This is a genomic window from Pedobacter psychrophilus (assembly GCF_001652725.1).
Taxonomy (GTDB): Bacteria; Bacteroidota; Bacteroidia; order Sphingobacteriales; family Sphingobacteriaceae; genus Pseudopedobacter; species Pseudopedobacter psychrophilus.
Genome location: NZ_LWHJ01000022.1, coordinates 432,790 through 453,227 on the forward strand (window position 1 = coordinate 432,790; position 20,438 = coordinate 453,227).

The window sequence follows — 20,438 nt, forward strand, 5'->3', positions numbered from 1 at the left end:
ATATGCTGTAAGATTATACCTAAAACTCTTATGTATAAAAAACATTAGCACAGAATTTGCTGTTTTACAGTCAAATAACAATTTTATATGCTTAAATTACTTACCGCATCACAAACAAAAGAAGCCGATCATTATACAGTAATTAACGAGCCCATCCGATCATCGGAACTAATGGAACGGGCTTCAAAAGCATTCGTAAAAATTTTTATCGAAAAACTACCCGACCGTAAAAAGCAGATCTTAATTTTTTGCGGAAAAGGCAATAACGGTGGTGATGGTTTAGCCATTGCAAGGATGTTGATTGACGAAAGCTATTCACAAATAAAAGTTTTTATTGCAGATATTTCCGATAAATCGTCTGAAGATTTTGAACTTAATTTAGAGCGTTTACAACAAAAAGATACTTCCATTTTCTATTTTAAATCGGCAGAAGAAATAGAATATCAAGAATGTGATATTTTGATTGATGCTTTATTTGGTTCGGGTTTAAATAAGCCTTTAGAAAAAGAATGGGAAAAAGTAGTTAAAAAGATCAATCAATTTTCAGGTTATAAAGTTTCTGTTGATGTACCCACAGGAATGCCTTGCGAAGGAGAATTGTTTAATGATGTTATTATAAAATCTGATTGGACCGTTACTTTTCAACGGCCGAAACTTAATTTTTTACTTCCAATTTCTAGTCCTTACATCAAAGAATGGAAAGTAGTAAATATTGGTTTAGATGAAAATTATATCCAAAGCACCTCTTCCCCTTATTATTGGTTTTGGAAAGGTGATATTCAACATTACATTAAAGCCCGCCAACCTTTTGAGCATAAAGGAATGCTTGGTCATGCATTAATTATTGCAGGCGATGATGAAACGATGGGAGCTGCTTTAATTGCTAGTGAAGCTTGTGTTAAATGCGGAGCAGGTTTAACTTCTTCAATGATTCCAGAGTCGGGCTTAAAAGCCTTAAATGTTAGAATTCCAGAAGCAATGTTTACCAATAGAGCAACTCTAGACGATTTAGATTGGGAGAAGTTTAAAGTGGTTGGAATTGGACCAGGTTTAGGGAATAACGAAAATAGTTTACAGATTTTAAAAACTGTTTTAAATAATTATAAGAAACCAATGGTTATTGATGCGGATGCCATTAATATGATTGGAGAAAATCAGGAATTGTTAAAACTAGTTCCAGAAAATTCTGTTTTTACACCGCACATGAAAGAGTTTGATAGGTTATTTGGAACGCATAATAGCTGGTGGGAAAGGATAGAAAAAGCTTTAAAAAAAGCTGTAGAATATAAAGTTTATATCGTTTTAAAAAACAGATATACCATGATTTTTACACCAGAAGGAATTTGTTATTTCAACTCTACAGGTTCACCAGCAATGGCTAGCGGAGGTATGGGAGATGCTTTAACAGGAATTATCACCAGCATGATTTCCCAAGGTTACCCAATTGAAAAGGCGGTACAGTTAGCCGTATTTACTCATGGTTTTGCCGGAGAGCAACTAGCCCAAAAAATGTATGTAGTGCCGGCTACAAATTTGATTAAAAGTTTACCTTATGTGATGAGGGAATTATTAGCTGGAAAGTAAACTAATCTTCAAGCATCAAATAATTAAAATATTTTGTGCGTTTATACACGCTATCCACTATATCTTTTTTTGCAACTTGCATTGTGGCAACAGCAAAAAAAGGATGCCGTTTCTATCGTTAACGCCTTATAAATCTTAAAAATGCAAAAAGAACTAAATAAGATATTTCAAGATTGTTTAAATCATCTTAAGGAAGCTACGTCTAACAAAAGCAATTTTCATCTCCCAGTTATTGGATCTATAAATGAAAATGAAGTAGAGTTAAGGACAGTTGTTTTAAGAGATTTTAATGAAAATAATAACACTTTAGTATTTTACACAGACTTTCGTTCACCTAAAATAGACCAAATAAAAAATAATCCAACAGTTTCCTTTATGTTTTATGATGGAGTTTTAAAAGAGCAGTTAAGGATAAAGACTAAATCTACTATTCATCATCATGATGATATCAGTTTAAAATATTGGGAAAAGATAAAACCAGAAAATAGAAGGGATTATGCAGCAAAACAATCTCCATCATCAGCATCAATCGATTTTTCCACTTATTTAGAGGAAGATTGGATAAACCATACTGAAGATTTTTATCAAAATTTTGCAGTTGTTTATAATGAAATATTAGAAATTGATTGGTTAATTATAAATAAGGAATTAAATAAAAGAGCCAGATTTTTTATACAAAAATCTGGCTTTATAGGAGAATGGTTAACGCCTTAAATATTACCGATAACCATTAATTTTTCTAATGTTGGATTAACGCTTCCACCTCTAGGTTCAAGAGTTACTGCAAAAGTTTGAGCTTGACCAATGTTTTTCATTTCTTTAAATCCAATCTGATTTCCATCCATATCAAAAACACCTAAATCTACTGGTTTACCATCTACTAAAGCCCATAATTGATACTGATGTTCCGAATCATTTTTTGGCATATTCATAGATTTCATATCCAATCCAACCTTTTGCATTTTAGAATTAAATGCAACCATTATTTTAGCGCCCTTGGCATTATCAGTACCATCAAGTTTTACCATTTTATAATCGGTATTACTATAAATATCTAAAGCACTAGTAGTTTTTGTTACTTCTTGATTTAAATAATTTACTCTGTTTGCAAAGTTTTGATTACTAGATTGTAAGGCAATAATTTGTTGTTTGGTATTATTTAAACTGTTATTTACATTAACCAATGCAATAATGCTAACCACTAATAAAGCTAAACTCGCTGCAAAGGCATATTTATAAAAGTTTGTAGGTTTTTGTGTAATAGAGACAACTTTTGCTTCTTGCTTTGATGCTATAGGATTAATAATTTCCTCATCAGAAAATTTAATAGAATTAAAAAATCCTTCTCTCACATTATCAGAAGGCATTACTTGCAAACTTTCTGCAATATTGCCCAAATCAATCTCAATCTGCTCCAATTCGTCTCTCACCTCAGAATGCAGCTTAGACATCGCCTCAACTTCTGATCTTTCATCAGCGTTAAGGTCTCCTAAAACATAAAGTTCTAAAATGCCCGATTCGATGTATGATTTAATATTTTCCAATTTATTTAAAATATTTACGTAATTCAATAATTCCCATTCTCAAACGTGTTTTAACAGTTCCTAATGGAATTGCTAATTCGTCAGAAACTTCTACATGTGTAAAACCTTGAAAATAGATCATATCTACAATCACTTTTTGTTCAGGTCTTAACTTTTGGAGAAGATCTTTAACACCAAGATGCTCAGGTTTGTATTCAGAGTTTCTACGCTCGTCTATCGAATTTACGTGGTTTTCTATGTCTTGGTTTTTAGAATGATTTCTATAATCTTTAGACCTTACTTTATCTATCGCCAGATTACGCATTACATTTACCATCCAAGTAAATAAGCGCCCTTTTGTAGGATCATATTGTTGGATGCCATTCCAGATTTTGATCAATCCTTCTTGTAAAACATCTTCTGCAATTTCCTTATCTTCAATTACTCGCTGTACAATACCCATTAATGAGCCGGAATACATTTCGTATAAAGCGTCGGCACCAATTTTTTTTCTTTCTTGTAAAGCAAGAATTAAATCGGGTTCTTCTAAAAATTTTCTTTTGGTATTTATCACAATTTGGTCTAAGGTAAATAGGAATTTTTAAAAATCAAATAGATGCTTTTCAGCATGATACGAAGACCGTACCAAAGGTCCGCTTTCCACATATTTAAAACCCATTTCCCTTCCCTTTTCTTTATAAAATGCAAACTGGTCCGGGTGTATCCAATCCATTACCGGATGGTGATTTTTAGATGGTTGCAAGTATTGTCCTATGGTTAGTACATGTACCCCAGCTTCTTTTAAATCTGCCATCGTTTCTAAAACATCTGCTTCGGTTTCTCCTAATCCTAACATGATACCAGATTTTGTTCTTAAACCAAATTCAGAAATACGGTTTAAGCACTCCATACTTCTATCATATTTGGCTTGTATCCTTACCTCTTTGGTTAATCTTCTTACAGTTTCAATATTATGAGAAATTACTTCAGGTTTCTCTTCGCAAACACGATAAAGATTATCCCAAATCCCCCTGAAATCCGGAATCAAAGTTTCCATGGTTGTTTGTGGGCTTTCTCTTCTTATTGCTTCTATAGTTTCTGCCCAAATTATAGAACCCCCATCTTTAATATCATCCCTATCTACAGAAGTAATTACGGCGTGTTTAACATTCATTAATTTGATAGAATTAGCAACCCGATTTGGTTCATCTAAATCTACAGCTAAAGGCCTGCCTGTTGCAACCGCACAAAAAGAACAAGAACGAGTACAAATATTACCTAAAATCATAAAAGTTGCCGTTCCAGCACCCCAACATTCGCCCATATTTGGGCAATTACCACTTTCACAAATGGTATGAAGTTTATGCTCGTCAACTAAACCACGCACATGGGCATATTCTTTACCTATCGGGAGTTTTACCCTTAACCAATCTGGTTTACGCTGCTTTTGATTTACCGGTATAACAGGAAGTTCTATCATATTGCACAAAAATACATAATGCTAATTAAACTTAATGTTTTTAGACTGTAATTTGTTTGGGTAAAAATGGAGCAAAAAAATCCGCCTTATGCAAATTTTATTGATTAATAAAAAAATTATAATTTCCCTGCTTTATAAGCTTTTTCAGCTCTTTTGATGGCTACTTTTTCACGATATTGAGCATATTTTTCTTTAAAAAGCATTTTAATAACACTATCAATACCACCTTTCGTAACCAAGTTAAACACACTTTGCGCCTTCCTACTTATAGATGCGTCCCAAGCCCTTAAACTTAAAGAAAAAGACCCATCAATATATTTCATCCAATGCCAATAACCTGTTGGCATAAACAAAGTATCACCATGTTCTAGAAAAACTTCTTCTCCTTGTACACCTTTTAAAGCAGGGAATTTTTCGAAATCAGGATTTAAAACATCATAATCTTCTAAAGCATAAGTAGCATTCGGCAAGCAATATAAGCGTCTTTTCCATTTATTTTCAAAAAGGATAACATGTTTTTTGCCTCCAAAATGAGTATGAAAAATATGAGGTAAATCTATATCGTAATGTAAAAATGTTACCGAATTAGAACCGCCAAAAAACATAGCTGGCATACTTTCTATAAAGCCACCCATTAAATCTTTAGGGATGATGATGTCATTAATTAAGCTAGGTACATGTTTAAAAAAGTTAAAAAAGAAAATACGTAATTCTGTAGGTTCACTTTTAATCAAATCTAAATAATCCTTTAATTTCATTTTTGCAGCAGTTGCATTGATGGGTTTTGATGGATCAGCTTTGGAGTTATCATAAAGAGGTACTTCTAAATCTCCAGCAATAGATTTAAAATAATCAGTTGTCCATTTTTCACGAGCTGGCCAATCTTTGGTTAAATTCTTAATCACAACTGGTCGGCGTTTATCCAAATAATTTTTTTTAAAATCTGCAGGACTTATCGTGTCAACCGTATCAACTTTATTTAAAATGAAACCCATAAACTTTAAGGAGATAGTTTTATATGATTAATGACTTTACCATCGCAAGGCAAAATTAATAGATTTTATAAAAATTAGTTTTAAAATGATTTGTATTGCCATTGCATGACAATCTGAATTAATTAAAAATTAAAATTCATTTGTTTCCAATGTTAAACCAGTAATAAATTTACAATCAATCCATTTAAAAATTTTATTTAAAAGTTGGTTTACTTAACTTCGGGAAGTTTATTAATTATAACATAAAAACGATATAAATCATGAAAATTACCGTAGTTGGGGCAGGTGCAGTAGGCGCAACTTGTGCTGATAACATTGCAAGAAGAGAATTAGCAAGAGAGTTAATTTTGTTAGATATTAAAGAAGGTTTTGCCGAAGGTAAAGCAATGGATATGATGCAAACGGCATCTTATTGTGGTTTTGACACTCAAATAAAAGGTGTAACTAATGATTATGCTGCTACCGCAGATTCTGAAGTTGTTGTGATTACATCCGGCTTGCCTCGTAAACCAGGAATGACTCGTGAAGAATTGATTGGTACTAATGCAGGTATCGTAAAATCAGTAACAGAAAACATTTTAAAATATTCTCCAAATACTATCATCATTGTGGTTTCTAATCCAATGGATACCATGAATTATTTGACTTTAAAAACATCAGGTTTACCTAAAGAAAGAATTTTAGGTATGGGGGGTGCATTAGATTCAGCTCGTTTTAAATATTATTTAAGTCAGGAATTAGGATGTTCTCCTTCAGATTTAAATGCCGTAGTAATAGGTGGCCATGGAGATACAACCATGATTCCTTTAATTCATCACGCTACATGGAATAGTATTCCGGTAACGCAATTATTGAGTAAAGAACAACAAGATAAAGTAGTGGCAGATACAATGGTTGGTGGAGCTACATTAACCAAATTAATTGGAACTTCTGCATGGTATGCACCAGGAGCAGGGACGGCTGCAATGGTAGAATCTATTGTTAGAGATGAGAAAAAATTAATTTCTTGCGGTGTTGCTTTAGATGGTGAATACGGCCAAAAAGATATTTCTTTAGTTGTGCCGGTTGTATTGGGTAAAAATGGTTGGGAAAAAATTATCGATTATAAATTATCTGATGATGAACAAGCACAATTTAATAAAAGTGCGGATGCGGTTAGAAATATGAATAATGTTCTGACAGATTCTAATCTGATTTAATCAGAAATGAAAAAATATAAATTACCCTTAGAGTTAATTGACTTACAAGGAGACGGCTTCCACCTTTTGGTGGAAGTTTTTGTTTTCGGGCAAATTTTCAAAGCTGTTTTAGACACAGGTGCTTCAAAATCTGCTTTTGATATGGAGATTGTTTCTGGTTTTGCTTCTGAAGATCAGATTATACATATTCCTGATCATCATGCAATTGGTTTAGGTACAACTACTATGGAAAGATATTATGTGATTTGTCATGAATTAAAATTAGGTAAATTAATTATTGAAAATTACGAAGCTCCAGTTTTCGATTTATCATCTATCAAGTTTGCTTATGAAAAATTAAATTTACCGCCAGTAATTGGTGTTTTAGGCGGAGATATTTTAATGGATTATAATGCCTTAATAGATTATAAAAACCTAACTTTAACATTAAGCAAATAAAGTTTATGATGAAAAAGGATATTGAAAACCATAGTGATATAAAGTTATTGGTAGATTCTTTTTATGATAAGGCTATTGCTGATAAAGATTTAGGACATGTGTTTAATGATGTTGCAAAAGTAAACTGGAGCCATCATTTACCAATTATGTATGCGTTTTGGGAATCTACTTTATTAGGAAAAATTGGCTACAAAGGAAACCCTATGGATGCCCATTTTAAATTGAACCAAAAAATTAAGTTAACTCCTGAAATGTTTAATCAATGGAAATATTTATTTATTGAAACCGTTGATGAAAATTTTGAAGGTGAAATTGCAAATGATGCCAAACAAAGAGCAGTGAGTATAGCAGATTTAATGTTTTATAAAATAAATAACTATTACAACGCTCCTGGAGTTGCTAAAGAAAAAAATAAAATCTAATTTCTCTATAAAGTTATAAATCAGTAACTTGATTTAAATAACCAATATGAGAAAACTAATACTACTCTTATTCTTCTTTCCCTTTATATTAAACGCCCAGGATTTAACCGGTTTTTGGAAAGGAAAACTAACTCAGGATAGTGGTGGTTATGCTCCTCAATATGTTTTAGAACTTAATATCACTCAAAAAAATAAGAAGATTACTGGGGTATCTAATGCTTATTTAGGAAATGTTGTAGTTGGTAAATTAAGTTTTTCGGGTTATTTTGAGAAAGATTCTATTTATTTAAGCGAATTTAGATACGGAGTTATAGAAAAAATCCTCCCTCCAGATTATTTTCTTTGTATTAAAAACTTCATTTTAAAATATAAAAATACTGTCGGTTTAGAAACATTAACAGGTAGGTGGGACGGAAGCACATATGCTAAAGACGAATTGGGGATTGATGAGCTCTTTACCGATGTTTTTGGAGATAAAAGAGAGGTTTTAGAATGTGTGCCTGGGTTAATATCTTTGTCTAAAAACGATTCCCTGCATATTCAAACAACAGTACCTACTCAATATCAAGCTTTCGCTGATTCTCTAAATCAAACTAAAGTAAACCTAATAGAAGAAGTTGATGTAGAAAATCAGGTTATACAAATTGCGATTAATGATTATGAAAAAGTAGATGGAGACAAAATTACCATTATATTTAATGGGGATACCATTGCAGAAAAGGTAATGGTAAGAAAAAATCCTGAGACATTCACTTTAGAACTAAGTAAACAATTTATTAATAATGAGTTATTGATTTATGCTGAGAATTTAGGTCGCATTCCTCCAAATACCTGCTCTATTACAGTTATTGATGGCGATAAAACTCATGTTATTTATCTTTCTTCAGATTTTAAATATACAGGTGCTATTTATTTTAATTTTAAAGGACACAAATAGTGATTCGCTTACTCTTATTCATAATAATGATTTGCCCAACAATTGTGTTGGCACAATTTAAAGGGATATGGGTTGGTTACATCACAGCAGAAGGCAAAGAACTTAACTCCAATTACGTATTAGATGTACGGGATGATAAGGATGGAATTGTAACAGGAAATGCATTTTTATTTGGAAGCGAATTCTTGCAATTTCTTGGAAAAATGAATTTTGTGGGTTCGGTAGAACAAAATAAGCTAAAACTTACTGAATTAAAATTGCTCATAAATAATAAGCCTATTACTAATGAATCTTTTTGCATAAAAGAAATGGTTTTAGAGTTATCTTCAAAAGATTCCATTAACAAACTTAAAGGGCCTTGGTTAGGAGATGTTGAACCTGGAGTAAATTGCGAACCAGGAATTGTTTACTTAAATAAAATCAATGACTTATCCAGTTCTTTACTTTCTAAAGAAATTATTAAAGAAATAAAATCACAGGGTGCTGTTGATGATTTATTTCTTAATACCAATTTGAGTAAACCCTCATTAATATATGTCAAAAGCAAGAAAATCACTTTAAGGATACATGATTATGAAGTGACAGATGGTGATATTATTTCTGTTTATTTAAACAGATTCCCAATTATTGAGCGAACTAGAATTAAAAGTAAACCTAAACTAAAAGAAATAGAACTAAGCCCCTTTGTAAGTGTAAATGAGTTAATTGTATATGCCCATAACCTTGGCAAAATACCTCCAAATACCTGTTTGATGGAGGTAGATGACGGCGTAAATCAGCAAAAAGTTTACATTACATCTAATTTACAAACATCCGCACTTATTTATATTAAATATTCTCCATAAAACTATAAGTTTTAGAAACATCAATATATTTTAACCTAATTTAAGATGTCCACTACTCTTAGGATTAGAAACTATTTATATTCTACTTAATTAAAATTTTGATTTAGGGATTTTTTTTAAAGCCTTAAAGAACATAATTTCATTATTCAGAAAAAATAAAAATAATGTTTGCTTTGCAAATCCTTACCTTATTTTGAACAATCAAAATTCTTTATTTGATTAACTTTACAACTATGTGGTACAATAATATTTTAGAAACTATAGGCAATACACCTTTAGTAAAGTTGAATAAACTCACAAAAGACATTGAAGCAACAGTGCTTGCCAAAATAGAAACAACCAATCCTGGTAATTCTATTAAAGACCGTATGGCAATTAAAATGATTGCCGATGCAGAAAAAAGCGGTAAGCTTAAACCCGGAGGAACTATTATTGAAGGAACATCTGGAAATACCGGAATGGGATTGGCCATTGCAGCAGTTATAAAAGGCTATAAATGTATTTTTACCACTACAGATAAGCAATCTAAGGAAAAGGTAGATGCGCTAAAAGCATTTGGTGCAGAGGTAATTGTTTGCCCAACAGATGTAGAACCAGAAGACCCACGGTCTTATTATTCTGTATCTACAAGATTAGAAAAAGAAACTCCTAATTCCTGGAAGCCTAATCAATATGATAATCTTTCTAATTCTGCCGCTCATTACGAACAAACAGGTCCGGAAATTTGGGAGCAAACAGAAGGTAAAATCACTCATTTAGTAGTTGGTGTTGGCACAGGAGGAACAATCTCTGGTGCGGGCAAATATTTGAAAGAGAAAAATCCAAATATTAAGCTATGGGGAATTGATACTTATGGATCTGTCTTTAAAAAATATAAAGAGACAGGTATAATGGATGAGAAAGAAATTTATCCTTACATCACAGAAGGTATTGGAGAGGATTTTTTACCTAAAAACGTGAATTTTGATTTGATAGACCGTTTTGAAAAAGTAACGGATAAAGATGCTGCATTAATGACAAGAGAAATTGCCCGTAAAGAAGGAATTTTCGCAGGTAACTCTGCCGGAGCAGCTATTGCAGGATTGCTTCAGTTAAAAGAACATTTAAAGCCAGAAGATGTGGTGGTGGTTATTTTTCACGATCATGGTACACGTTACATGGGTAAAATGTACAATGATGATTGGTTAAGAGAGAGAGGTTTTTTAGAAGATGAAAAACTAACCGCTAAATCTATACTATCAAAAAGAGAGCCTCAAGAAATGGTAACTATCGATAGTGAAAAAACTGTTTTAGAAGCAATTAATACCATGAAAGCTTTATACATTTCTCAAATACCTGTAACTCAAAAAGGGATGGTTGTTGGACGTGTTACAGAAAGCGATATTTTAACAGCTTTATTAGAAAATCCTTCTATTAAATCTTCAAAAGTGTCTACTATCCAGACAGCGTCTTTTCCTTTTGTAGACTTAAACACATCTATAGATAAAATCTCCGGATTAATAAATAAAGAAAATTCTGCTGTCTTAGTAGAAGACAGTAACGGAAAAATTGAAATTATAACCCAATACGATATTATTGGAGCTATTTCTTATTGATAAAATTGAATTTTAAATAGCAGTTTAAGCTATTTGTTTTTCAAGCTATATTTAATATCTTAGTTGTTCTAAACTTCTACATTAAATGCGTAAAACATATTATTTATTTGGGATGTTTTTGATATTGTTAACTCACACCTTAATTATGGGTTGGATGTTAACAAATGAAGGAAAAGAAAAGGCTAATCAAGCAAATAAAATTAGTAATGATTTTTTTGATAAACGAAATATAAAATTGTATCCTGTTAATCGTATTTATTCTGATTCATCTTTAAAGATAAATAGGTTCACTAATAAAGATTTTGTGATTAAATAAGATACTGGCTCACATTAAACAATTTAAGATTTAATCGTTTTAATAAGTTTTATGTGAGCCTTTCCATTACTCCAGGTTTTGCTCAAAGGCAAACTTAACAAGCTCGGCGGTATTTTTAACTCCAATTTTTTGAATGATGTTTTTTCTATGGGTATCTACTGTAAAAGTTGATAAAAATAGTTTTTCAGCAATTTTATGATTGGTTAAGCCATTTGTAATTAATTTTAAAACTTCAATTTCTCTTTTAGATAACTTATACTTATTAATAAAATCATCTTTAAAGTACAGGCTAGAAGTGTCTTTGTTAAAAACGCTTGTGGTATCAAAATCATAATTACCTATGGCCAGCTTTTTAATAGTTTCTATCAGGGTTTCTGGTTCTACATCTTTTAAAAGATAGCCATCAATCCCAATTTTAATGCACTCATCCAGAAGTTTCTTCTCTGCGTACATTGATAGCACCAGCTTTTTAACCTCTATTTTCTTCTCATGAAGTTTAAGTAATGTGCTTTTCCCATCAAATTGAGGCATGTTCAAATCAATAATGGCTACATGAGCAGATTGATTACTTAGATAATCTATCATAGATCTTCCATCATTAAATATAGCTTTGATGGTAAAATCTTGTTCTTCTGCAAGAATGTTAGCTAAACCTTGTGCAAATAATTTATGATCATCTGCAATAACTATATTAATCATATCGACATTAAGGTTATATGATATAAACTTAACCTTATCGATGCATAGTTACAAATTATTTTCTTTTGCCGTAATTTCTGCTATATCTAAAACCTCAATTTCTTGCTCCTTATTGAAATGTTTTATACCATCATTCATCATGGTCATGCAAAAAGGACAACTAACAGCTAAAACGTTTGCATTAGATTCTAATACATCTTCCATACGCTCAATGTTTACGTCTTTTTTCCCTTTTTCTGGTTCTTTAAACATTTGTGCACCGCCTGCGCCACAACATAATCCGTTTGATTTACATCTTTTAAGTTCAACTAAATCTGCATCTAAAATTTCTAAAGCTTTACGCGGCGCTTCATAAACACCATTTCCACGTCCTAAATAGCAGGGATCATGGAATGTTATTTTTTTTCCTTTAAAATGCCCGCCTTCTGCATTTAGTCTACCTTCATTAATTAAATCTTGTATCAGTTGGGTATGATGGATAACTTCATAATTGCCGCCTAAACCAGGATACTCATTTTTTATAGTATTAAAACAATGCGGACATGCGGTTACAATTTTTTTAATATCATATCCATCTAAAACCTGGATATTTACCATGGCCTGCATTTGGAATAAAAACTCATTGCCCGCTCTTTTTGCAGGATCGCCGGTACAACTTTCTTCAGTTCCTAATACCGCAAACTTTATCCCGACATGAATTAGTATTTTAGCGAAAGCTCTGGTAATTCTTTGAGCCCTTTCATCATAACTGCCTGCACAACCCACCCAAAATAATATTTCTGGTTTTTCTCCGGCAGCCGTCATTTCGGCCATGGTTGGGATTTTTATATCTGTTATTTCCATTTAATTAGTTCAATATTCATTAGTAAAATGAGTTCATTAGTTCAATTGCGTTAACGATAGTAGCGACATCCTTTTTTGTTTTTCTCAAAAAAGATATAGCGGATAGCGTGTTAAAACGCCCAAATTATTTTAAAAATTTCTTGAATCTAATCTCTTCAATTCTCAGTTCTCTTTCTCTGCCCAATTTAACCTGTCTGCGGGAGAATATTTCCAAGGTGCGCCATTATTTTCTACGTTAGAAAACATCGCATTTAGGCTTACTGTTACATTAGATTCTTCCATTACGGCGTATCTCCTTAAATCTACAATGATAGAAAGTGGATCAATATTTATAGGACAAGCTTCTACACAGGCATTACAAGTAGTGCAAGCCCAAATTTCTTCCCGAGAAATGTAATCATCTAACAAAGATTTTCCGTCGTCATAATCTTTCCCATTTTTCGCTTTATGATCTCCAACTTCTTCTAAACGATCTCGAGTATCCATCATTATTTTACGAGGGGAGAGTAATTTGCCAGTTTGATTGGCCGGGCAAACTGACGTACATCTGCCGCACTCTGTACACGAATAGGAGTTCATGAGTTGTACCCAATTTAAATCTTGAACATCCTTTGCCCCGAAACGCCCAATTGCATCTGTTGAGGGAGGAGTAAATGATGGATCTAACATGGCTTTAACTTCGTTAGTCACCGAATCCATATTAGTGAATTTACCTTTATTGTTAAGGTTGCTGTACCAGGTATTTGGGAAAGCTAAAATAATATGGAAATGTTTTGAGAATGGAAGGTAATTTAGGAAAGCTAAAATTCCGAGAATATGAAACCACCAACAGCTTCTTTCTATGATTTCTAATGCTGATGTTGAATTAGGTAATAAACCTATTAAAAATCCTGAGATAGGAAAGCTACCAGCATTGATATAATGTGAATATCCTAGCATTTGGAGTTTATAATCTGCAGCATTCATTGTTAAAAATGCAGACATTAATAAAACTTCAATTAATAAAATGTAAAGTGCATCTGATTTTGGCCAGGCAGTCATTTCTACACCTGAAAATCTTTTTAAGCCAATGATTAATCTTCTTGCTAAAAAAACTAAAACGCCAACTAAAACTAATAGTGCTAAGATTTCAAAAGAACCGATTAAGAAATTATAAAAGCTTCCTAAAAATGAAAATATACGGTGTGTACCAAAAATACCATCAATGATAATTTCTAAAACTTCAAGATTGATAATTACAAAGCCGACATAAACAAAAATATGCATGATACCTGCAACAGGGCGAACCACCATTTTGCTCTGGCCTAAAGCAACTTTTACCATAATTGCCCATCTTTCTTGAGGACGATCTGAGCGATTAACATCTTTACCCAAATTTATATTGCGAATGATTTTTCTGACTTGCAGCGTAAAAAAAATTACTGCGGCAATAAATGCTAAAGAAAAAATAATTTGACTTATCATTTAAATTGGTTTTGTGATTAGCTAAGGTAAAGAAACAGGATTAAAAAATATGCTATGCAAGCATAATATTTTTAATTTATTAGTCATGCAGCTTAAATTAAAATTTAATTTGCTGATTTTTAAATATTTGACGGTTAGATTGATTTATGATGCTGATTTTTTTTAAAAGAATTTGCTTTTTAACAAAAAGAGCCTACATTTGCAATCCCTAACAATTACCAAATAAGGGAATGGTAGGGTGCCTTAGCTCAGTCGGTAGAGCAAAGGACTGAAAATCCTTGTGTCGCTGGTTCGATCCCAGCAGGCACCACATAAGAAAAAGCTTCACAGAAATGTGAAGCTTTTTTGGTTTTGGGATGTTTTAAGAATGACTTAACTCAAAAATTTTTTTAATTCCTAGATTTAATTCTTTCTTGTTCGTCAGTTTTTAAATCTCTGCTTCTAGCAGCTTTCAATTTTTGATTTCCAAAACGATAACTAATTCCAACATAAGCTCCACTACTTTCCCATTTACGAACACTTGATTGATTAATGCTTCCTATCAATGCAGTTTGAGCCCATCTTTGTGTATTAAAAATATCGCGATAAGCAAAGTTTAAAGTTAATTTGTTATCTGTTAATTGCTTTTTAAAGGCAATATCTACACTGGTAATTGCTTTGGTTTTATAAATAGATGAGCGACTTGCATAATTAAACCAGTTGCTTAAAGTACCACTCCAATTTTTACCTAAATCAAAGTTATTACTGATGTAAGAATTGAAACCGAAACCGCCATTATTGATATTTGCTAAGCCTGCATATTTGCTTAAATCAGCTTTATAAAATTGATAATAAGGTTCTACAGATAAATATCCTGACCATATTTTGTTGATTTGAAATGGAGAACTAACATTAATATTTACAAAACTTCTTGTACCTGCATTTACCCATTTTGCCAGAGTTTGGTCTCCAGTTTGAGTGATAATTTCTTCATTTAAATCTTTAGTTTGATTATAATTTAACTTGATTTGAGTTTGCCCTTTCCAGGTAAAATCTAAACCAAAACTTTGAGTGTACGCTGGTTGCAAATAAGGATTTCCTTGTTCAGAATAATAAAAATCTGTACGGTAAACGTAAGGATTTTGGTCTTGAAATGAAGGGCGGTTTAACCTTTTGGTATAAGAAAAACCGAAAGAATGATTTTCATTAGCTTGGTATCTTAAAAATAAAGTCGGGAACATATTTAGGTAAGAACTATCAGATAAAACGGATTGATTTTGCTGTCCACTTGTTGATAATCCCTTATTATTTGTAAACTCTGCTCTTAAACCTGCTTGTAAATTCCATTTTTTATAAGTTTTATTGAAACTGGAATAAGCTGCATAAATTTTTTCGTTGTAATTATAATCATTAAGCTGATTTAAAATTTGATTACCATCATTTTGAGTAGTTTTTAAATGATTAGCTGTTTTACTAGAAGAAAATTTAATACCGCTTTCTAAAGTGCCGTCTTTAAAAATTTTTAAACTTAAATCGGCTTTTGCCGATAATAAATTAATACTGGTTTTGGTATTATTATCAAATATATTTAATGTAGCATTATTGCTAAAAGTGTTGTTTACCAAATTGCCCAAGTTTGATTTATAATTTAAATAGTCAGCATCAATATTTAAAGTGGTACCACTAGTATCTTTAAACTGATAGTTTAAATTAGAACCTAATCTGTTTTCGGTTAAATTAGCTGTGGTAATTGTGTTTAACTGATTATTGCTATTTCCATTTTGTATGGTTGTAGAAGCATCTGAAGGGAAATCGTCCCATATTCTGTTATAGTTTAAAATTGCACCTATTTTATTTTTCGAGTTTAAATTATAATCTATTCCAGCTCTTAAACCTGGGTTTTTATAACCTTGCTTTTCTATTCCTTTTTGTAAAAAAGTTTTATCGCCTACATATCTATTATCACTAACCGTGGTAAATTGTAAGCTATTATCATAATTACCGTTTGCAAATGCATTAAAATTTTTGCCTTTTGTATTGATGTTAAATGCAGAATTCTGTCTAAAATGTTCCATTTTTTGATAACCATAAGTCAGGCTTCCATTGGTACCATATTGATTTGATTTTTTAAAGATGATGTTTATGATTCCAGCATTTCCGGCAGCATCATATTTAGATGATGGATTTGCAATCACCTCAATGGTTTTGATGTTTGCTGCATCGGTACTTTTTAACAAAGAGGTAATTTGTTGTGAACTTAAGGTTTGCAACCTGCCATCTAACAAAACCTGAATTCCGCTTTTACCACTCAATTTTATATTATCTTGCCCGTCTATAGAAATTCCGGGAGCTTGTCTTAATAATTCTAATGCGTTAGCACCAGCTGCATTAGGCATTGCCTCAACATTTAATAAAATCTTATCTGTTTTTACCTGTACTAAAGGAATTGTAGTTTTAACCACTACTTCCATTAAAGCTTGAGTTTTAATGCTATCCTTTTTAAAAACGATGCTGTCTTTTTGCTGAGCAAATCCGCTTGCAGAAACGATGATTAGAATTAAAGTAAATAATTTTTTCATGATGCTTTTCTTTTGTTTCCACAAAGGTGTATCTAAAACAAAGGCGCATCGCTTCAAATCATAATTTGAGACCTGCAAATAAGTTTCAAATTATAATATGAGACTAATTAGTAGAGATAAACAGGATTTAGTGGTTTTGCATTTGCAGGAGAGAATTCCTTTTTGGCAATCTTATTTTTAAAGATTTCGTCATGTTGATCCGCTAGCTAGCGTAGAAAACATCTCACTAATAGGTATTCAGTAAGCTCAAAAAGAATTATCTTGTAAAATGGCAATCTTGCAAATGAGATGTCTCGTTGCCTCGACATGACGAGTATGAGAGAAAATCCTCAATTCGGTGAGATTGCCCTCAAGAAGCAAAATGCTAAGTCAAGAATTCTTTCGGATTTTTATTGGTAAATTTTTTGAATGCCCTATTAAAAGTAGCTTTAGAGTTAAACCCGGCATCAAAAGCAATGGCCAATAACGTCTGGTTTTTAAATTTTGGGTCTTTAAGTCTTTCAATTACTGCATTTACCCGATATTGATTGATGAAATCATTAAAATTTAAAGCAAATTGCTGGTTAACCACCTTACTTAAAATTACAGCATTGGTCTTTAGTTTTATGGCAACTTCGTTTAATGTAAGATCGGAACGTTCAAATAATAGTTCTACCTCCATCAAGGACAATAATTCATTTTTCAGGTAAGTTAATTTTTGGTCAACAGGTAAAATTACAGGTTCATTTTCTTTTTCAGCTAATTCCTTATCATTCAAAGTAATGTTAGAATCCTGAAAAGCCAAAAGTAACTGAGGTTGGAATTCAATTTTCCTTAGATGCATATAAACCGCTTGATAGGCATTAATCGCTATATAATAAACAACTATTGCAAATGCTACATAATAATACCAAGGACCATAATATCTTAATTTTGCAAAGAAATCAAAATTTGAAAGTAAGTCTCTAATGATGGGTAATATAGTTAATATTCCAAATGCATAAAGAAAATTCCTTAACCATTTTAAACTGGCCAAATCAGCAAAAGAAGTGGTAAGCTCTGTATATTTTTTATAATTTCTAAAATGTTTAATAGAAAGAAATAAGTAAATTAAAATACTTAATGTAGATATTGCCGAATACCAAGAGGCAAAATCAGGGTCTTCATACTCATTGGTTAAATTATATTTATCAAAAATAAAAATATCCAATAAACTTGAGGCCACTCTATATATGAGATATAAGCATGCTGGAACAAGATGAAGATATATTTTACCTTTTATCCTAAAATTAAAATCTGTTAAAGACTTTACGTATAAATAAAGTAAAGGTCCAATGGCAAGCGTATTTACAAAAGGTGTAAAAAATAAAATGTCTCTATAAGGTTGATTATCATACCAACCAGCAAAGCCAACCATCCAAGGAAAAATAATAAAAGCACTAATTACAAGAAACCAACCCATTAATTTATCAGCATAATTTTCTTGTTTCTTACTCCTAAGAAAGAATAAAATGCTGTAAACAAGGATATGAAAAAAGAAAATTAGCGGAAGGCAGCTATAAAGACTAAACTCAAAGCGCATTCAATTGATTTAAGGAAAAAATTATCATACTAAAATTTTTGCACCTTAAATATGGCAATAAATTACAAACTTTAAATATTTATTTACTCTTAAAATTTTTAAACCTTAAAAGGAAAAAAGAAAGGTATAATCATTACTAAAATCCCCATCAAAATAAAGGTTAACAATCCTCCAACTTTCACAAAATCTAAAAATTTGTATTTCCCGGGACCATAAACCAGGATACATGATGGTTCAAAAGGGGTGAGCATAGATACAGAAGCTGACAACATAATTGCAATTGCAAATGTAAGCGGGTTAACGGCTAATTGACTTGCGGTTTGCAAACCTATTGGTAACACAACGAGAGCTGCAGCGGCGTTACTTAAAGGTTGGGTCAATAAAACGGTGAGCAAAATAAAACCTCCGAGAATTCCGTAAGCACCCATTGGTTCAAAAATTTTAACAATATATTCTGCTACAAATTTATCGGCTCCAGTTTTGGTCATTGCTATTCCGAAAGCACTCATTCCTCCAATTAAGACAAGTAATCTCCAATCTATCTCATCGTACATTTCTTCAGGATTTATACACTTAAATGCAACTGTTAAAAGTGCGCCTAATAAAAATGCGATAGATAATGGCAAAATTCCAGTACTACCCAAAATAACAGAAAGAGCAAAGCATCCTATAGTGAAAATTCCTTTTCGCTTTAAATGGAGATTGGGTTTGTAGTCTTCTAGAATAATAAAATCATTCTCATTAGTTCGTATTAAATCTATACTTTCTTTTTCTCCTTGTACTAATATTAAATCGCCTACTTTTAATCTTAGCTTTCCAATCTTTTCGCTGATGGTTTTTCCTTTTCTATAAATTGCAATGATACCCAGTCTATATTTTTGTCTAAAATTGATTCGTTCCACCGTATTTCTAAGAGTCTCTGAACCGCCAATTACCATCAATTCGGCAAGATGTAATTCATTTTCTTCGCTATCTAGTTTTAATAAATCAGCTTTAATTTCTACCCCATCTAAATCTTTAATCTTTAAAAGATCGTCTACATTTCCTTTTATAAGCACAACATCATCCAGCTGAATCTTGGTAAACATATTTGGGACAAAATTTTGTTTGTTTCTGATGATAGAGACAATTGAAAATCCTTGTTTTGAAATATCAGAATCAGCAATTTTTTGTCCAATCATTGGTGAATTTTCTAAAATCACAGCCTCGCTTAAATATTTTCTTACACTATAATCTTCTTCTAAATCTTCCTTAGAATTAACTGGTAATAATAGTTGACCTATCGTCATCATGTATAGCATTCCTACTCCCAAAAGTATCAAGCCAATTGGAAGAAAATCAAACATGCCGATACGTGTTAAACCTTGTTGAGCTATGTAACCGCTCACTGCAACATTTGTAGAAGTGCCAATTAAAGTACATGTTCCGCCAAGTATGGAAGCAAAAGAAAGGGGCATTAACATTTTAGAGGGCGCTGTTCCAGATTGTTTAGACATCCCAATTGTTGGATTTAGCATTAATGCAGTAACTGTGGTATTATTCATAAAACCAGAGGTTAATGCAGAAATTATCATCACAAAAAAGAGAATTACTTTAGGTGGATGCTTTTTGATATTGACCAAATTTGCTATAAAAGTATCAATCACTCCGGTTTTTTTGAGTGCACCAACCATTATGAAAATAGCTGCAAGGATAATGATAAAATCACTTGAAAATCCATCAAAAGCCTCTTTTGGTGTAATAATTTTAAATAAACAAAGACAAATAAGGATAAAGACGGTGATAACATCAACTGTAAAAATCTCTACAGCAAAAAGGATGATTGCTAATAATAGCAATCCTAAAACAATGGCAATGCTCATATAAATTGATAAGTTTCTGATTTTCCACTTATCAATTTATAATCCACAAATTCTTAAAATCTTGCGAGTTTATTTAAATTATTGATTTTAAATGTATTATATATTTTTAGAGAAAAT

The 20,438-nt window shown here is 31.8% G+C and carries 19 protein-coding genes and 1 tRNA gene; 10 read left to right on the forward strand and 10 right to left on the reverse strand.

Annotation, left to right across the window (positions count from 1 at the left end):
* Positions 1-87: 87 nt before the first annotated feature.
* Together A5893_RS06705 and A5893_RS06710 are read left to right on the forward strand one after the other, a co-directional pair.
* A complete protein-coding gene (locus tag A5893_RS06705) occupies positions 88-1,584 on the forward strand; it encodes a bifunctional ADP-dependent NAD(P)H-hydrate dehydratase/NAD(P)H-hydrate epimerase (protein ID WP_068821778.1) in 1,497 nt (498 codons plus the stop codon).
* 141 nt (positions 1,585-1,725) lie between these two features.
* The gene (locus A5893_RS06710; RefSeq protein WP_068821779.1) at positions 1,726-2,298 is read left to right on the forward strand and encodes a pyridoxamine 5'-phosphate oxidase family protein; all 573 of its coding nucleotides are present in this window, start codon (positions 1,726-1,728) and stop codon (positions 2,296-2,298) included.
* Here A5893_RS06710 and A5893_RS06715 read toward each other — a convergent pair.
* The 4 genes from A5893_RS06715 to A5893_RS06730 all read right to left on the reverse strand — a co-directional run bounded on the left by A5893_RS06715 (position 2,295) and on the right by A5893_RS06730 (position 5,582).
* Complete coding sequence (locus A5893_RS06715; RefSeq protein WP_068822107.1) at positions 2,295-3,128, reverse strand: anti-sigma factor; 834 nt, start codon at positions 3,126-3,128, stop codon at positions 2,295-2,297. The genes A5893_RS06710 and A5893_RS06715 overlap by 4 nt on opposite strands.
* Position 3,129: 1 nt before the next feature.
* On the reverse strand, positions 3,130-3,681 hold the full coding sequence (locus A5893_RS06720; RefSeq protein ID WP_068821780.1) for an RNA polymerase sigma factor: 552 nt from the start codon (positions 3,679-3,681) through the stop codon (positions 3,130-3,132).
* 27 nt (positions 3,682-3,708) lie between these two features.
* On the reverse strand, positions 3,709-4,587 hold the full coding sequence (gene lipA / locus A5893_RS06725; protein WP_068821781.1) for a lipoyl synthase: 879 nt from the start codon (positions 4,585-4,587) through the stop codon (positions 3,709-3,711).
* 116 nt (positions 4,588-4,703) lie between these two features.
* On the reverse strand, positions 4,704-5,582 hold the full coding sequence (locus A5893_RS06730) for a cupin-like domain-containing protein (protein WP_068821782.1): 879 nt from the start codon (positions 5,580-5,582) through the stop codon (positions 4,704-4,706).
* 260 nt (positions 5,583-5,842) lie between these two features.
* Here A5893_RS06730 and mdh point away from each other — a divergent pair, with 260 nt between their 5' ends.
* The 7 genes from mdh (at position 5,843) to A5893_RS17670 (ending at position 11,334) form a co-directional block, all read left to right on the forward strand.
* Positions 5,843-6,781 carry a malate dehydrogenase gene (gene mdh / locus A5893_RS06735; protein ID WP_068821783.1) on the forward strand — a complete coding sequence of 313 codons (939 nt, stop codon included), beginning with the start codon at positions 5,843-5,845 and terminating at the stop codon, positions 6,779-6,781.
* A 6-nt stretch (positions 6,782-6,787) separates the two neighbouring features.
* Positions 6,788-7,219 carry an aspartyl protease family protein gene (locus A5893_RS06740; RefSeq protein WP_068821784.1) on the forward strand — a complete coding sequence of 144 codons (432 nt, stop codon included), beginning with the start codon at positions 6,788-6,790 and terminating at the stop codon, positions 7,217-7,219.
* A 5-nt stretch (positions 7,220-7,224) separates the two neighbouring features.
* Positions 7,225-7,641, forward strand: a complete 417-nt coding sequence (locus A5893_RS06745; protein WP_232456818.1) for a group III truncated hemoglobin — start codon at positions 7,225-7,227, stop codon at positions 7,639-7,641.
* A gap of 46 nt (positions 7,642-7,687) precedes the next feature.
* The gene (locus A5893_RS06750) at positions 7,688-8,578 is read left to right on the forward strand and encodes a hypothetical protein (protein WP_068821786.1); all 891 of its coding nucleotides are present in this window, start codon (positions 7,688-7,690) and stop codon (positions 8,576-8,578) included.
* Between the two features lie 26 nt (positions 8,579-8,604).
* Positions 8,605-9,423, forward strand: coding sequence for a hypothetical protein (locus A5893_RS06755; protein WP_068821787.1), 819 nt, complete (start codon positions 8,605-8,607; stop codon positions 9,421-9,423).
* A 233-nt stretch (positions 9,424-9,656) separates the two neighbouring features.
* Positions 9,657-11,018 carry a pyridoxal-phosphate dependent enzyme gene (locus A5893_RS06760; RefSeq protein ID WP_068821788.1) on the forward strand — a complete coding sequence of 454 codons (1,362 nt, stop codon included), beginning with the start codon at positions 9,657-9,659 and terminating at the stop codon, positions 11,016-11,018.
* 85 nt (positions 11,019-11,103) lie between these two features.
* Entirely contained in the window at positions 11,104-11,334 is a 231-nt protein-coding gene (locus A5893_RS17670) for a hypothetical protein (protein WP_157687499.1), read from the forward strand.
* A 66-nt stretch (positions 11,335-11,400) separates the two neighbouring features.
* On the opposite strand, the gene A5893_RS06765 is transcribed toward A5893_RS17670, so the two are convergent.
* The 3 genes from A5893_RS06765 to A5893_RS06775 form a co-directional block, all read right to left on the reverse strand.
* Positions 11,401-12,033, reverse strand: coding sequence for a response regulator transcription factor (locus A5893_RS06765; RefSeq protein WP_068821789.1), 633 nt, complete (start codon positions 12,031-12,033; stop codon positions 11,401-11,403).
* 48 nt (positions 12,034-12,081) lie between these two features.
* The gene (locus A5893_RS06770; RefSeq protein WP_068821790.1) at positions 12,082-12,876 is read right to left on the reverse strand and encodes a (Fe-S)-binding protein; all 795 of its coding nucleotides are present in this window, start codon (positions 12,874-12,876) and stop codon (positions 12,082-12,084) included.
* A 162-nt stretch (positions 12,877-13,038) separates the two neighbouring features.
* A complete protein-coding gene (locus tag A5893_RS06775) occupies positions 13,039-14,340 on the reverse strand; it encodes a (Fe-S)-binding protein (RefSeq protein ID WP_068821791.1) in 1,302 nt (433 codons plus the stop codon).
* Between the two features lie 237 nt (positions 14,341-14,577).
* On the opposite strand from A5893_RS06775, the gene A5893_RS06780 reads away from it, so the two are divergent.
* Positions 14,578-14,650 (forward strand) — tRNA-Phe (locus A5893_RS06780).
* 79 nt (positions 14,651-14,729) lie between these two features.
* Here A5893_RS06780 and A5893_RS06785 read toward each other — a convergent pair.
* The 3 genes from A5893_RS06785 to A5893_RS06795 all read right to left on the reverse strand — a co-directional run bounded on the left by A5893_RS06785 (position 14,730) and on the right by A5893_RS06795 (position 20,321).
* Positions 14,730-16,898: a TonB-dependent receptor domain-containing protein gene (locus A5893_RS06785; RefSeq protein WP_068821792.1), complete on the reverse strand. Its 2,169-nt coding sequence runs from the start codon at positions 16,896-16,898 to the stop codon at positions 14,730-14,732.
* A 364-nt stretch (positions 16,899-17,262) separates the two neighbouring features.
* The gene (locus tag A5893_RS06790; protein ID WP_157687502.1) at positions 17,263-18,339 is read right to left on the reverse strand and encodes a helix-turn-helix domain-containing protein; all 1,077 of its coding nucleotides are present in this window, start codon (positions 18,337-18,339) and stop codon (positions 17,263-17,265) included.
* A 218-nt stretch (positions 18,340-18,557) separates the two neighbouring features.
* Positions 18,558-20,321: an SLC13 family permease gene (locus A5893_RS06795; protein WP_068821794.1), complete on the reverse strand. Its 1,764-nt coding sequence runs from the start codon at positions 20,319-20,321 to the stop codon at positions 18,558-18,560.
* Between the last annotated feature and the right edge of the window lie 117 nt (positions 20,322-20,438).

Excerpts from the sequence above, each read along its gene's own strand:
- lipA (WP_068821781.1), bottom strand. The coding sequence starts at position 4,587 with ATGATAGAACTTCCTGTTATACCGGTAAATCAAAAGCAGCGTAAACCA.
- A5893_RS06705 (WP_068821778.1), top strand. The coding sequence starts at position 88 with ATGCTTAAATTACTTACCGCATCACAAACAAAAGAAGCCGATCATTAT.
- A5893_RS06740 (WP_068821784.1), top strand. The coding sequence starts at position 6,788 with ATGAAAAAATATAAATTACCCTTAGAGTTAATTGACTTACAAGGAGAC.
- A5893_RS06730 (WP_068821782.1), bottom strand. The coding sequence starts at position 5,582 with ATGGGTTTCATTTTAAATAAAGTTGATACGGTTGACACGATAAGTCCT.
- A5893_RS06750 (WP_068821786.1), top strand. The coding sequence starts at position 7,688 with ATGAGAAAACTAATACTACTCTTATTCTTCTTTCCCTTTATATTAAAC.
- A5893_RS06710 (WP_068821779.1), top strand. The coding sequence starts at position 1,726 with ATGCAAAAAGAACTAAATAAGATATTTCAAGATTGTTTAAATCATCTT.
- A5893_RS17670 (WP_157687499.1), top strand. The coding sequence starts at position 11,104 with ATGCGTAAAACATATTATTTATTTGGGATGTTTTTGATATTGTTAACT.
- A5893_RS06770 (WP_068821790.1), bottom strand. The coding sequence starts at position 12,876 with ATGGAAATAACAGATATAAAAATCCCAACCATGGCCGAAATGACGGCT.
- A5893_RS06775 (WP_068821791.1), bottom strand. The coding sequence starts at position 14,340 with ATGATAAGTCAAATTATTTTTTCTTTAGCATTTATTGCCGCAGTAATT.
- A5893_RS06760 (WP_068821788.1), top strand. The coding sequence starts at position 9,657 with ATGTGGTACAATAATATTTTAGAAACTATAGGCAATACACCTTTAGTA.
- A5893_RS06765 (WP_068821789.1), bottom strand. The coding sequence starts at position 12,033 with ATGATTAATATAGTTATTGCAGATGATCATAAATTATTTGCACAAGGT.
- A5893_RS06785 (WP_068821792.1), bottom strand. The coding sequence starts at position 16,898 with ATGAAAAAATTATTTACTTTAATTCTAATCATCGTTTCTGCAAGCGGA.
- A5893_RS06790 (WP_157687502.1), bottom strand. The coding sequence starts at position 18,339 with ATGGGTTGGTTTCTTGTAATTAGTGCTTTTATTATTTTTCCTTGGATG.
- mdh (WP_068821783.1), top strand. The coding sequence starts at position 5,843 with ATGAAAATTACCGTAGTTGGGGCAGGTGCAGTAGGCGCAACTTGTGCT.
- A5893_RS06795 (WP_068821794.1), bottom strand. The coding sequence starts at position 20,321 with ATGAGCATTGCCATTGTTTTAGGATTGCTATTATTAGCAATCATCCTT.
- A5893_RS06745 (WP_232456818.1), top strand. The coding sequence starts at position 7,225 with ATGATGAAAAAGGATATTGAAAACCATAGTGATATAAAGTTATTGGTA.
- A5893_RS06755 (WP_068821787.1), top strand. The coding sequence starts at position 8,605 with ATGATTTGCCCAACAATTGTGTTGGCACAATTTAAAGGGATATGGGTT.